This window comes from Nonomuraea rubra, from assembly GCF_014207985.1.
Classification (GTDB): Bacteria; Actinomycetota; Actinomycetes; order Streptosporangiales; family Streptosporangiaceae; genus Nonomuraea; species Nonomuraea rubra.
This window is the reverse complement of the sequence record NZ_JACHMI010000001.1, coordinates 8587333-8600395: the sequence shown is the minus strand read 5'-3', so window position 1 is coordinate 8600395 and position 13063 is coordinate 8587333. Positions and strand designations below refer to the sequence as shown.

Genomic DNA, 13063 nt, shown 5'->3' with positions numbered 1-13063 from the left:
GGAGGCGGTCCAGGTCCCGGCTGTCCGCCGGGGCCGCTCCTGGGCTGAGGGCGTGTTCCGGGATGGGCGGCGTGTTCCGGGGCGCGAGGCTGACCAGCGCCCGTGTTTCGGGTTGCGCGGGTGTCGAGCGGCCGTGACTCGGGTTGAGCGGCCGTGTCTCGGGACGAGCGGGCGGTCAGCGGGGCTGCTCCTGGACGGTCGCGAGCATGGTGTCGAGGGCCTGCTGGGACGTCTGGAGCCGTTCGATGGTCTCGGCGATGCGGCGGCGTTCGCGCTGGAGGTTGGCGACCATGCCGGGGCAGGCGGTCGGCACCATCCGGTCGCCGTCGTCGTGGACGCAGTCCAGCAGCCGCGCGATGACGGCCGTGGGCAGGCCGGCGGCGAGCATCGTGCGGATGTGGCGCACGGCGGCCACGTCCGCTTGGCCGTATTCGCGGTAGCCGTTCGGCAGCCGCAGCGGACGCAGCAGGCCCTGCTCCTCGTAGTAGCGCAGCAGCCGCCTGCTGACCCCGGTCTCGCGGGCCAGGTCACCGATCCTCATGAGCTTCCTTGACCTTCACATCGATGTGACGCCTTAACGTCGCGAGCGTCATGCATGCGAGAACAACGTGAAGGAGCGGATCGATGCCTGGAGCGGTGATCGTCGGGTCGGGGCCGGGGATCGGGCGGTCGGTGGCCCGCCGGTTCGCCAAGGAGGGGCTGGCGGTGGGGCTCGTCTCGCGCAGCGGTAGCTCGCTCGGGCTGGACGGGGTGCTCACGTACCGGGCGGACTGCGGGGACGAGGGGGAACTGCGCGCGGCGCTCGACGCGGCGACGGGAGCGCTCGGCACGCCGGACGTCGTGGTGTACAACGCCGCGATCATCCGCCCTGACACGCTCGCCGAGGCGAACGCGCGGGTGCAGCTCGACGCATGGGCGGTGAACGTGGTGGGGGCGCTCATCACGGCCGCGCACGTGGTGCCCGCGATGGCGCGGCGCGGCGGCGGCACGTTCATCGTCACCGGCGGGATGCCCGAACCCAAGCCCGCGTACGTCAGCCTCTCCCTGGGCAAGGCGGGGCTGCGGACGCTGGTGGCGATGCTGGACGAGGAGTACGGGGCGTCGGGGGTGCACGTGGCCGGCGTGACGGTTGCCGGGGCGGTGGCGCCGGGCACGGCCTTCGATCCGGACGACATCGCCGAGCACTACTGGCGGCTGCACACCCAGCCGCCCGAGGCCTGGAAACGGGAGGTCGTCCACACGGGCACCCGCGGGTGAAACCCGGCCGAGGCTTGCCGGGCGCGCCGGCTGGGTGCCTGCCGGTCGTGCGCCTGTCGGCTGGGCGCCGTGCGTGTTGCGCCGTTCACCGCCGCACAACGCCTCGCCGCACCGGCGCTGGATGGTGGCGGGGGCTGCGGTTTGGGCGGCGGCGGGTTGCCGGGCGGGCCGCACCGTGAGCGGTGGCGTGTCAGGCGGTGAGGTGCCAGAGCCGGCCGAGAGGCCGGAGGGCCAGGCGCCGAGCTACCCGCTGCGACGAGTGGTTGTCCGCGCTGGTGCTGTAGAACAGGTGGATCCCGGGCAACTGGTCGGCCCAGGCGGAGGTGGTCGCGGCGGCGTAGCCACGACCACGGTAGGGCGGGGAGGTCCAGGTGCCGGCCTCGGCGCCCAGCGGGGTGAGGCGGGCGCTGTGGCAGATCGAGACCACCCGCCCGTCCTCGGCGACCATCGCCCACGGGGCTCCCGCGCTGAGGCCGGTGAGCTTGGCCCACTCGTCGGGCTCCCAGGAGTCGGGACGCGGTAAGGAGCGTACGAGGTGCACGTGCGAGGCGGAATCCGACCTGAGCACGTCCACCGCGACGAGGGCGGGGACGGGCGGGGTCACGAGGTAGCTGGGGCCGCCCGAGATCGTCACGCGCTCGCCGCCCAGCAGCGCCCGGCAGTCCGCCAGGACGGACGGCGGGGTGGCGAGGTCCGGTGGGGCGGGGGTGGCCGGGGTGATCAGGGAGAGCAGGCGCTCGGCCAGGTCGTCGGGGACGTCGCGGGCGACGGCCGCCGTCAGGCCACCGGCCGCCACGCCGATCACCATGTCCTCCGGCCCCGGCAGGCGCCCGCGCTCGTCCAGCCGCCAGATGACGCCCAGCTCGATCCGGAGCAGGTCGATGTCGCGCGCCTCATCCGTCACAGGACCCCTCCCGGCCGGTGCCTCATGCCCCGGTCAGCGTGAACGGGACGGTGGCGGCCACCCTACCGTTGACGATCACGTCGAGCTCGCGCGGGCCCGGCGGCTCGTCGCGCGTGGTGACCGGGCGGAACGAGTGGCTCTTGCGTACGGTGAACGTCTCCCCGGCCCCGCCCGCCTCCCGCTGCCCGAGGTGGAACACGCGGCGCGAGCCCGGCCGCCGCACGGCGTACTTCAGCAGCACGGGCCCCGCCGCTTCCGCCGTCACCGTGACCGTGAAGGCCAGCTTGCCGCCCACGGCCACGGTGGGCGAGCCGAGGGCCAGCTCGTCCACCGCGCCGCTGCCCGGCGTGGCGCCCACCAGGGCGAGGGCCTCGGGATGGCCGGCTCTGAGCAGCCCGCGGACCGCGTGGCGCAGCACCCGTTCGACGTGCGAGCCGCCGCCCGCGCGCCAGCCCGCCAGCAGCTCCAGCGCCACCTGCGGATGGTCCTTGGCCAGGTCGTTGACGTGGTTGGCGACAGAGCGGCGGACGTACTCGCTGGGATCGTCGCGGAGGCGGTCGAGCAGGGGCAGGGTCGGGCCGGGCGTCATCAGCCAGCCGACCCGGGTCGCCCAGGGCAGGCGGGGGCGCGAACCCTCGGAGGCCAGCCGGCGCAGGTGCTCGTCGGGTGACTCCGCCCACCCGTACATGATCTTGATGGCGTCGTCGCGGTAGCGCTCCAGGTAGGGGCGCACGGCGAACTCGCCCGTGGCGTACGGCGTGAGCGCGGCCAGCGTCTCCATCGCCGCCTCCAGGTGGTCGAGCCCCTGGGCGGCGGTGTGCTCGGTGGCGGGCCAGCCGCTCCACATGTCGAGCGTGGCGGCGCACTCGCGCACGAGCGGGGCGGCCTGCGGGTACGGCAGGGGCAGGGCGTCGTGCAGCGCCGCGGCGACGTGCGTGACGCGGGCCTTGAGCTCCAGGCCGTCGAGGCCGGTCAGGGCCCGCTCGGTGAAGCGGGCCCGCGGGAACGCCGGCCAGGCGGCGGCCAGCCCGTCGGCGAGCACCGACACCGATCGGGTGTTGATCATGTCTTTCAGGGGTTGAGCCACGCGGCCACTGTGCCAGGAGCCACCGACAATTCCTGTTCAGCCGCCTGACGGGGTGAGACCGGCGTAGTACGCCTGCATCGACGGGTAGTACGCGTCGAAGCCGGGCGCGGGCGAGCCGTCGCGCGAGGCGACGAGCAGGTCCAGGTAGTACTCCCAGCCAGGTCCGATGTCCCCGACGCCGTCCAGCGTGTCGAGGTGCTGGACGAACCGCAGCTCCGTCACCCCGTCCGACTCCGCCAGCAGCAGCTCGAGATGCCAGGCCCCGTGCTCGTCCAGCGACGAGACGGCCAGGCGGCGGGGCGGCTCGCAGGCGTCGATGCGCAGGTCGTACCAGGGCTGCTGCTCCTCGAAGAGGAGCTGAACCTTGACCGTGCGCCCGGGCGCCGCGTCGCCCTCCCACGGCCCGAACCAGCGGGCCGTGCGCTCGGGCTCGGTGACGCTGGCCCAGACGTCGGCGGCGGGCGCGCGGAAGGTGCGCGTGAGGACCAGGTCGGTGCCGTCATCGGTGCTGAACAGCCGTCCTGTGGGGATGGGGCTCATCCGGTGCTCTCCTCTCCGGGGACGCCTGGGGCGGCGTCGGTGGTGGTACGGCGTTCGCGGCGCGTGCGGTACACCTCGGTCTCCAGCGCGTCGAGGCGGTGCTCCCACCCGGAGGGCCGCACGAACGGCCCCAGCCACGCGACCAGCTCCCCGAACGGCCCTGGATCGAGCGTGTAGAGGCGCTGCCTGCCGACCAGCTCGGCGCGGACCAGCCCGCTGCGCCGGAGCACCCGCAGGTGGCGGCTGACGGCGGGCCGGCTGATCGCGAAGCGCTCGGCGACCTCGCCGGCCGGCAGCGGCCCGTCGCGCAGCAGCACGAGGATCCGCCGCCGCACGGGATCCGCGACAGCCCCCGCCACCTCGTCCAGTCGTTCCTCCGCCGCCTCGGTCACAGCAGAAAGCGTAACCTACTGGTTACGTATACTCAAGGCAGCACAGCACGAAGTCCCGCACGACGGGGTTGTCGTCGTCCGCGGGCGCCCAGGCGACGGCGACCTGGCTGGCGCTGACGCCCGTGACGGGCCGGTACGTGACCCCGGGCCGCGCGTAATAGCGAGCCGCCGACTCGGGCGCCAGGGCGACGCCGTACCCGTTGGCGATCGCGCTCAGCCACTCGTCCGGCTGGTCGGTGACGGCGCCGATCCGCACCGGCCGCCCGTCGCGCTCCCCGGCGCCCACCCAGTAGTCCCGCCAGGCCCCGGTCTCCTCGGGGGCCGCCACGAACGCCTCGTCCCACAGCTCGCTGAACGCGATCACCTCCCGCGAGGCGAGCGGGTGCGAGGACGGCAGCGCGACGCAGCGGGGCTCGCTGAAGAGCACCTCCACCCGCAACTCGTCCTGCCCGGGCAACGGCAGGCGCAGCAGGGCGACGTCGACGTCCCCGTCGGCGAGCCCGGCGGTCGGGTTGGCCCACGAGGCCTGCCGCATGTCGGCCCGCCAGCCCGGCCGCCGGCGCGCGAACTCCGCCACGATCTCCTGGGTCGCCTCGTTCGCGGCGCTGGCCAGGAAGCCGACCCGCAGCACGCGGGCCGCCCTGCCGGCCGCCCGCCGGGTCTCGCGCAGCGCCCGGTCCCAGGTGGCCAGCAGCTCGGGCACCCGCTCCGCCAGGGCCCTGCCCGGCCCGGTGAGCGCCATCCCGGACTTGGACCGGGTGAACAGCCGCACCCCGAGCCGTTCCTCCAGCTGCTTGATCTGCTTGGTCAGCGCGGGCTGCGACACGTACAGCCGCTGGGCCGCGCGGGTGAGGCCGCCCTCCTCCGCCACGGCGGCGAAGTAACGCAGCAGGCGCGTGTCCACATCCATGCCATCAGGTTATGGATGCGTGTATTGGACGCCCGGAGCGGGGCGGGGCGAGGGTGGAGGAGAAGGAGGTGTTCGAGCGATGTACAGCGCCTATCTGGCCGTGACCCTCGCGACGATCGCGGTCAACGCCTGGGCCGTCTGGGCGGACGTCGTGCGTGCCAGGTTCGTCCTGGCCAACTCCAGCGAGCTGGGGATCGCGGAGTCCTGGCTCCCGCTGCTGGCCGCGTTGAAGGCCGCGGGGGCGGCGGGGCTGGTCCTCGGGCTCCTGGGCGTGCGCTTCCTCGGGCTCGCGGCGGCGGCCGGGCTGGTCGTCTTCTTCGCGGGCGCGGTGGTCGTGCACGTCCGCGCCCGCGTGTTCCACAACTTCGCCTATCCGGCGGCCTTCCTGGCCCTGGCCGCGGGGTCGCTCGGGCTGGGAGCGGCGACGGCCTAGCCCGTGGTCTCCCGCCAGCGGTTGGTGATGGGCAGGCGGCGGTCACGCCCGAAGTTCTTGGGCGTGATCTTGGGGCCCGGCGGGTACTGGCGCCGCTTGTACTCGGCCAGGTCCACGAGCCGGATCACCCGCGTCACCAGCGCCGGGTCGTGCCCGGCCGCGATGAGCTCCTGCGAGCCCATGTCCTTCTCGACGTAGTCGTCCAGCAGCCGGTCCAGCACCTCGTACGGCGGCAGCGAGTCGGTGTCGCGCTGGTCGGGACGGAGCTCCGCGCTCGGCTCCTTGCTGATCGAGTTCTCCGGGATCGGCTGCTCGGCCTGGAGCAGGAAGCCGGGGCAGGAGTTGGCGTTGCGCCACCTGGACAGCTCCCACACCATCGTCTTCGGCACGTCCTTGATCGGCGCGAAGCCGCCGGCGGAGTCGCCGTAGAGGGTGGAGTAGCCGGTGGCCAGCTCGCTCTTGTTGCCGGTGGTCAGCACCAGGTGGCCGTGCTCGTTCGACAGGCCCATGAGGATCATGCCGCGGACCCGGGCCTGGAGGTTCTCGGCGGCCAGGCCCGACAGCTCGATCTCCTTCTCGAACCCGTTGACGATGTCCGCGATCGGCACCACCTGCGCGCTGACGCCCTGCCTGCGCACCAGGTCCTCGGCGTCGGCCAGCGAGTGGTCGGAGGAGTAGCGGGAGGGCATGAGCACCACGTTGACGCGCGAGGGGCCGATGGCGTCGGAGGCGATGGTGGCGGTCAGCGCGGAGTCGATGCCGCCCGACAGGCCCAGGATGACCGACTGGAAGCCGTTCTTGGCCACGTAGTCGCGTACCGCCAGGACGAGCGCCGAGTAGACCTCGGCGTGCAGGTCCAGCCGCTCGGGGACGGCGGAGGGCTCGACCTCGTACGGCGCGACGGGCTCGGCGGACAGCACCAGCCGCTCGACCGTGATCGTGGAGCCGTCGCCCGCGTCGTACGGGTACGTGCCCGGCTCGGCGTCGGAGACCGGCAGCCCGTCGAGGTCCACGATCAGCAGCTCCTCCTCGAACTGCCGGCCCCGCGTGACCAGCTCGCCCGAGGCGTCCACCACGATCGAGTCGCCGTCGAAGACCAGCTCGTCCTGCCCGCCGACCTGGTTGACGTAGACGAGCCCGCACCCGGCCTCGCGGGCGCGGCGCGCGCACAGCTCCAGCCGTACGTCGTCCTTCTCCTTCTCGTACGGCGAGGCGTTCGGCGCCACCAGCAGCCCGGCGCCGGCCTGCCCGACGACGGACACGGGGCCGCCCTCCTGCCAGAGGTCCTCGCACACCGCGATGGCCACGTCCACGCCGTGCAGCCGGAAGATCGGCAGCCGGTCGCCGCGCACGAAGTACCGGTACTCGTCGAACACCCCGTAGTTCGGCAGGTGGTGCTTGGCCGTGCGGGTGACCACCTCGCCCCTGTACAGCAGCGCGGCGGCGTCGAGCGGGGCGCCCTTCGGCTGCCCGACGCGGGGGGCCAGGCCGGCGCGGTCCACGTAGCCGACGACCACCGGCAGGTCGCCCAGGCCCTCCTGCCGCAGCCTGCGCGCCACCTCCTCCAGCGTCCGGATGCTGGCGTCCACGAAGGAGGTGCGCAGCACGAGGTCCTCCACCGGATAGCCGGTGAGGAACATCTCGGTGAAGACCACGAGATGGACCTCGCGCTCCGCCGCGTCGCGGGTCCACGCGATCAGTTTGTCGGCGTTGGCGTTCAGGTCGCCGACGGTCGGGTTCGTCTGTGCCAGGGCAATGCGCAGTTGTGCCACGTTGAACAGCCTAGTACGCCCCGATTTTTATCGTCAAAGCGACGAAAAGCCGGTCATTTCGCGCCTGGGGTGACCAGGCCCGACTCGTACGCGGCCATCACGAGCTGTGCCCTGTCGAACAGCCCGAGGTGCTCCAGCAGCGACTTCACCACCACGCCCACCTCCTCCTCCGGCAGCGCGAGCGTCTGCCCGATCTGCCGGTTGGTCAGCCCGCGGGCGACGAGCTTGAGCACGTCCAGCCGGTCGTCGGCGAGCCCGGCCAGCGCCGGCGGCGAGGCCGGGTCGGTGCGCCCGGCGAACGCCGAGATCAGCCGCGTGGTCACCGCCGGGTCGATGAGCGCGTCACCGGCCGCGGCGGCCCTGAGCGCGGCCAGGATCTGCTCGGGCGGCGAGGTCTTCAGCAGGAACCCGCTCACCCCGGCCCGCAGCGCCGCGTACAGGTTCTCGTCGCTGCCGAACGTGGTCATCATGACGACCTTAGGCGGCCGCTCCCCGGCCAGGATCCGGCGGGCGGCGGCCAGGCCGTCCAGGCGCGGCATCTGGATGTCGAGCAGCACCACGTCGGGACGCGCCTCGCGGACGGCCGCGATCGCCTCCTCGCCGTTGGCCGCCTCGCCCGCGTGCGCGAACCCGGGCTCGCTGTCCAGCATGGCCTTCAGCCCGGTACGCACCAGCGCCTGGTCATCGGCCACCAGCACGCGCAGCACCCCGCCATCCGGCACGGGCCCGGGGACCGGATCGGCGGCGGGCTCCTCCAGGCGCTGGGCCAGCATGTCGGCCTCCAGCCGCTTCAGCCCGGCCGACAGGTCCAGCCCCAGCTCGTCCCGCCACACGGCGCGCGCCCTGCGCAGCGCCGCCAGCGCGTCGCCCTGGCGCCCCATCCGGTAGAGCGCCACGGCCAGCAGCCGCCACGCCTCCTCCCGCAGCGGGTACGCCGTCGCGTGCGCCTCCAGGTCCGCCACCAGCGACGTCGCCCGGCCCAGCGCCAGCCCGGCGTCCGCCCGCCGCTCCACGGCGATCAGCCGCAGCTCCTCCAGCCGCCCGGCCTCGGTCGCGGCCCAGCTCAGCTCCGCGAACTCGGCCAGCGCCGGCCCCCGCCACAGCCCCAGCGCGGTGTCCATGGCCGCCCACACCTGCGCGGGCGTGCCGTCGGACTTGACCAGGCCCTCGAAGTGCCAGGCGTCCACCTGCTCGGTACGGGCGCGCAACGCGTACCCGGGCGGCGCGGACACCAGCACCCCGGCCTCCTCGCGGGGTGCCCGGCCGGGCTCCAGGGCGCGGCGCAGCCGCGAGACATAGCCCTGGATCGTGGACAGGGCCTGCGCGGGCGGGTCGCCCGGCCAGAGCTCGTCGATGAGGGTGTGCACGGGCACGGCGCGGCCAGCGGCGACGAGCAGGCGCGCGAGCACCGCCCGCTGCCGCTGTCCGCCGAGGTCGAGGGGCGCGCCGTCGGCCCAGGCCTGGAACGGTCCGAGAGCGGTGAAGGTCAGCATGTCAGGCGTAACTGTAGAGGCAGAACGAGTCTGGGTATATGGGGAAATTTCAGAGAGGTAGTTCGGCGTCGACAACGGTGCCGCCTCCCTCCGCCTCCCGTACGACGCAGGTGCCTCCCAGCTCGGCGGCCCGCTCGCGCATCGAGCCCAGCCCGACGCCCGCCCGCGCGTCCGGCGGGATCCCGCACCCGTCGTCGGTGACGGTGATCCGCAACGTCTCCGCGCGCCGCAGCGCGACCGCGATCGTGGCGGCGCCGGAGTGCTTGCGCGCGTTGGTGAGCGCCTCCTGCACGATCCGGTACGCGGCCACCTCCACGGCCGCGGGCAGCCCGTCGAGGCCGCCGGAGACCTCGACCGGCGTGCCGGCCAGCTCCGCCACGGCCCCCGCCAGGCCCAGCTCGTCGAGCGCCGGCGGGCGCAGGCCGTACACGAGCTGCCTGATGTCGCCGCTCACCGCGTCCATGCCGGCGCGCAACTCGGCCAGCAGCAGGTCCGCGCGCTCGGGCGAGCTGCGTACGGACAGGCGGGCGGCGTTGATCGACATGGCCATGCCGGTGAGCGACTGGCCGAGCCCGTCGTGCAGGTCGCGGCGCAGCCGCCGCCGCTCCTCCTCGCGCGCGGTCAGGATGCGCTCGCGCGAGCGCTGCAACGCGGCCGTCAGCCGCACCGCGTGCGCCGCGTCGGCGATGTACGGCGTGAGCGTGGCCAGCACCCGCTCGTCGTGCGCCGCCGGGAACCTGCGCCTGTCGGTCGGCCCGACCAGCAGCAGCCCGACCGGCTCGCCGTGCCACACCAGGGAGATCACCCGCGCGGGCGGGCCGAGCGAGCCGGAGGTGGTGGTCATGCCGTCCAGCTCGACCGCCACGCCCGTCACCGACAGGCCCTCGCGCAGCGTGTCCAGCGTGGCCAGCAGCCCGTGCACCGGGTCGGCGTGCTGCAGCCGGTGCCGCAGCCGCCTGGCCAGCGTGCCGGGCACGCCGGTGCTGCCGTACAGCAGCCGGTCCACGCCGCGCTGCATGCCGCGGCGCATCGGCTGGAAGGACGCCCCGGCGAACACCGCCGCCGCGATCCCGGCCACCTGGTCCACCTCGGCGAGGAACAGGCTGCTCGCGGCGCTGACCGCCACGTACACGCCGGTCGTCACGATGATCAGCCCGGTGCCGATGAGCGCCCGGGTGATCAGCGTGTCGATGCCGAACAGCCGGTAACGCAGCACCGCGATCGCGATGGCCGCCGGGATCAGCGGGATGGTCAGCGTCGCCAGCCACCAGAACGGATCGCCCAGCATCCACGGCACCAGCAGCCCCGGCAGCGCCACCACCAGCCACAGGAGCTGGCGCCGCTCGGCCGCGTCCCCGCGCTTGAACCGCACCACCAGCGAGACGAACGCCAGCGCCATGGCCGCCGACACCATCCAGTGCGCGGGCTCCCGAAACGTTTTCTGCCCGCTCAGCGCGCCGGCCCAGTCGAGCGCCACGCCCATGACGGCCAGCACGACCACCCAGCGCCAGCGCCTCGACAGCAGCGTGCCGACCGGGAAGAGCAGGGGGAGCAGCACGCCCAGCGTGAGCTGCAGCACATGCCAGGTGAGGTTGATCAGCGGCCAGCCCACCGCGGCGTGCCCGTACAGCAGGTGGAAGGTGTTCGCCGACAGGATGTTGGCCGCGGCGCTCAGCCCGCCGACGCACAGCAGCCAGCCGATCACCAGCCGCGGCCTGCTGTGCACCAGGATCGCGCCGAAGACGGAGAACGCCGTGCCCGCCATGTCCTCGGGGGCGAGCGGCAGCGGGGTCCAGGAGGGCTGCGGCAGTTGTGCCGTCACCCAGATGTCGGCGAGCTCGAACACGACGGCGAGCGTGGCCATGCCGATCGCCGTGCCGCGCATGGCCGTGCCGGTTGCCACGCTGCGCATCCCGCCCGCCCTTCCCACCCCATGATCGAGGGTGAAAATTACCGGTGGGCTGCCAACGTCCGATCAAAATTTTCTCAACGCGCTCCGCACCTGGCCGGAGCAACGATAGCGGGCCGGTGCGGGCGCGGTCAGCGGCGCCGGATCGCCGGGCCGAGCAGCAGCATGCCGGCCGCCGACGCCAGGCCGACGCCGCCGATCGTGAACCACAGCGCCCCGGAGCCCAGCTCCAGCAGCGGCCCGCCGAGCAGCGGCGCCAGCACCGCCGACAGCGACCACGCGAACCCGAACAGCCCCGAGTACCGCCCGCGCAGCTCCGCCGGCGCCAGCGCGGCCACGATCGCGCCGGGGATCCCGGCCGTGACGATCTCCCCGGCCGTCCAGATCGCGATCGTCACCGCCAGCCCGAGCACGCTGCTCACGTACGCCGTCAGCGCGAACCCGACGCCCATCACCGCCAGCCCCAGCGCGAACGTGCGCGCCGGGTCCCTGCGCCCCAGCCACCCCGACACCAGCGGCTGCACGACGACGATCAGGATGCCGTTCAGCGCCATGGCCAGCCCGAACTCGTGGGGCGACAGCTTCACCACGCTCGTCATCGCCACCGGAAGCATGGTCATCGTCTGCGAGTAGACCAGCGCGTTGCCCAGCGCGACCAGCGTGAACCCGACCATCACCCGGTCGCGCAGCACCACCCCGAACCCGCCTGTCGCCTGCCTGCTCTCCGGCCTGGTCTCGGGCACCGCCCGCCACACCAGCACGGCGAAGACCACGCTCGACACCGCGTCGATCCAGAACAGCCAGACGAACCCGAGCCCGGCCAGCCATCCGCCGGCCGTCATGCCCACCGAGTAACCGAGGTTGATCGCCCAGAACAGCAGCCCGTACGCCCGGGGCCGCTCCTCGGCCGAGACGAGGTCGGCGACCAGCGCGCTCGAGGCCGGCCGGTAGACGTCGATCACCAGCCCGAGCGCGAACATCGAGGCCAGGATCGCGGGCAGCGAGGTGCTGTACCCCAGCGCCAGCATGCAGGCGGCCGTGGCCAGCATGCCGCCCGACAGCGTGGCCCGGCGCCCGATCCGGTCCGCCAGCACGCCCGCGACGAGCTGCGACAGCAGCGAGCCCACGCCGAACACGCCCATGACCAGGCCCGCCGCGGCCACGGACAGGCCGCGGCTCTGGGTCAGGTAGACGCCGGTGAAGGGCATGACCATGGTGCCCAGGCGGTTCACCAGCGTGCCTCCCCACAGCGCCCAGAACGGGCGGGGGAGCCCGCCGATCTGCGACTTGAGGAAGGACGGTCTCTGGGCAGTAGTGCTTGACACGCCTCAAAGACTGAGATTTCCGGTTTCGCGGTGCGAACGATTTAGCGCACACTAAAAGCATGTCCATCACCTGGGCGCTGAGGCCCGAGGACGTGGCGCGCATCCGGTTCGCCTTCTCCCCGATGTGGGAGCTCGTGGCCAGCCTGCGCACCCTCCAGCAGCCCGCCAGGCAGTCGATCCACCTGCCCTGGCTCAAGGCCGTGCGGCCCCGGCTGGCCGGGCTCGACCTGTCCGAGCTGTTCGCGCTCGTGCCGCCGGGCGGCTACCTGGCCGACTTCATCACCCCGCCGCCCGACACGCCGATGCCCGACTTCGCCGCCGAGCTCGACCGCGTCAGGCGCACCGACCCCGCGCTGGCCCGCCAGGAGGCGCTGAAGGTGCGCGGCACGGACCCGGCCGTCATCGCACGCTTCGCCGCCGACCCCGAGGCCGGGGTGTCCAGGGTCGCGGACGCGCTGGAGGCGTACTGGGAGGGGTGCTTCGCCGAGTTCTGGCCCCGCGTGTACGCGCTGCTGGAGCGGGACGTGCTGCGCCGCTCGCGCCAGCTCGCCCAGGGCGGGGCGCGCGAGCTGTTCGCCGGGCTCGACCCGGCCGTGGTGTGGACGGGGGAGCTGCTGCTCATCGACCGGCCCTGGTGCGCGTCGGGCGGGTTGCACGGGGACGGGCTGGTGCTGGTGCCCAGCGCGTTCTACTGGCCGGCCGTGGCCGTGATGACGGCGCCGTACCAGTCGATGCTGGTCTACCCCGTGCAGGGCGTCGGCACGCTGTGGGAGCAGGGTCCGCCGCCCGCGCCCGGCGCGCTCGCCGCGCTGATCGGGCGGAGCAGGGCCGCGATCCTGCTCGCGCTCGCCGAGCCCGCCACCACCTCGGCGCTGGCCGCCCGCATGGCGCTCACGCCCGGCGCGGTCAGCCAGCACCTCGGCGTGCTCAGCGGCGGCGGGCTGGCGGTCGGCATGCGGCTCGGCAAGCAGGTCGTCTACCGCCGCACCCTGGCCGGCGACATGCTCGCCGCCGGCCCCAAGGCCCACGCCTGACGCCGCC

At 73.7% G+C, this 13063-nt stretch carries 13 protein-coding genes; 3 read left to right on the top strand and 10 right to left on the bottom strand.

Annotated elements, in window-relative coordinates; all coding sequences use genetic code 11:
• Nucleotides 1–175 precede the first annotated feature (175 nt).
• The gene (locus tag HD593_RS39135; RefSeq protein WP_185107074.1) at nt 176–541 is read right to left on the bottom strand and encodes a MerR family transcriptional regulator; all 366 of its coding nucleotides are present in this window, start codon (nt 539–541) and stop codon (nt 176–178) included.
• 83 nt (nt 542–624) lie between these two features.
• Here HD593_RS39135 and HD593_RS39130 point away from each other — a divergent pair, with 83 nt between their 5' ends.
• Nucleotides 625–1257 (top strand): SDR family NAD(P)-dependent oxidoreductase, encoded by a 633-nt coding sequence (locus HD593_RS39130; protein ID WP_185107073.1) that lies wholly within the window; start codon nt 625–627, stop codon nt 1255–1257.
• A gap of 190 nt (nt 1258–1447) precedes the next feature.
• Here HD593_RS39130 and HD593_RS63750 read toward each other — a convergent pair whose 3' ends face one another.
• The 5 genes from HD593_RS63750 to HD593_RS39105 are packed head-to-tail and all read right to left on the bottom strand — an operon-like array spanning nt 1448 to nt 5090.
• The gene (locus tag HD593_RS63750) at nt 1448–2161 is read right to left on the bottom strand and encodes a GNAT family N-acetyltransferase (RefSeq protein ID WP_185107071.1); all 714 of its coding nucleotides are present in this window, start codon (nt 2159–2161) and stop codon (nt 1448–1450) included.
• Nucleotides 2162–2183: 22 nt separating this feature from the next.
• On the bottom strand, nt 2184–3227 hold the full coding sequence (locus HD593_RS39120; protein WP_185107069.1) for a DNA alkylation repair protein: 1044 nt from the start codon (nt 3225–3227) through the stop codon (nt 2184–2186).
• A 57-nt stretch (nt 3228–3284) separates the two neighbouring features.
• Nucleotides 3285–3788: an SRPBCC family protein gene (locus HD593_RS39115; protein WP_185107067.1), complete on the bottom strand. Its 504-nt coding sequence runs from the start codon at nt 3786–3788 to the stop codon at nt 3285–3287.
• Complete coding sequence (locus tag HD593_RS39110; RefSeq protein ID WP_312904024.1) at nt 3785–4180, bottom strand: ArsR/SmtB family transcription factor; 396 nt, start codon at nt 4178–4180, stop codon at nt 3785–3787. The genes HD593_RS39115 and HD593_RS39110 overlap by 4 nt, the downstream gene beginning before the upstream one ends.
• A 22-nt stretch (nt 4181–4202) precedes the next feature.
• Complete coding sequence (locus HD593_RS39105) at nt 4203–5090, bottom strand: LysR family transcriptional regulator (RefSeq protein ID WP_185107065.1); 888 nt, start codon at nt 5088–5090, stop codon at nt 4203–4205.
• 79 nt (nt 5091–5169) lie between these two features.
• Between HD593_RS39105 and HD593_RS39100 the strand changes: the two genes are divergently transcribed.
• A complete protein-coding gene (locus HD593_RS39100) occupies nt 5170–5523 on the top strand; it encodes a DoxX family protein (protein ID WP_185107063.1) in 354 nt (117 codons plus the stop codon).
• Here HD593_RS39100 and HD593_RS39095 read toward each other — a convergent pair.
• The 4 genes from HD593_RS39095 to HD593_RS39080 all read right to left on the bottom strand — a co-directional run bounded on the left by HD593_RS39095 (nt 5520) and on the right by HD593_RS39080 (nt 12022).
• Entirely contained in the window at nt 5520–7295 is a 1776-nt protein-coding gene (locus HD593_RS39095) for an NAD+ synthase (RefSeq protein ID WP_185107061.1), read from the bottom strand. The two genes, HD593_RS39100 and HD593_RS39095, sit on opposite strands and share 4 nt — an antisense overlap.
• 53 nt (nt 7296–7348) lie before the next feature.
• Nucleotides 7349–8788, bottom strand: a complete 1440-nt coding sequence (locus tag HD593_RS64670) for a BTAD domain-containing putative transcriptional regulator (RefSeq protein ID WP_185107059.1) — start codon at nt 8786–8788, stop codon at nt 7349–7351.
• 49 nt (nt 8789–8837) lie between these two features.
• Nucleotides 8838–10700, bottom strand: coding sequence for a sensor histidine kinase (locus HD593_RS39085; RefSeq protein ID WP_185107057.1), 1863 nt, complete (start codon nt 10698–10700; stop codon nt 8838–8840).
• Nucleotides 10701–10828: 128 nt separating this feature from the next.
• The gene (locus tag HD593_RS39080) at nt 10829–12022 is read right to left on the bottom strand and encodes an MDR family MFS transporter (protein ID WP_185107055.1); all 1194 of its coding nucleotides are present in this window, start codon (nt 12020–12022) and stop codon (nt 10829–10831) included.
• 59 nt (nt 12023–12081) lie between these two features.
• On the opposite strand from HD593_RS39080, the gene HD593_RS39075 reads away from it, so the two are divergent.
• Nucleotides 12082–13056, top strand: coding sequence for a DUF5937 family protein (locus HD593_RS39075; protein WP_185107053.1), 975 nt, complete (start codon nt 12082–12084; stop codon nt 13054–13056).
• The last annotated feature ends 7 nt before the right edge of the window (nt 13057–13063 follow it).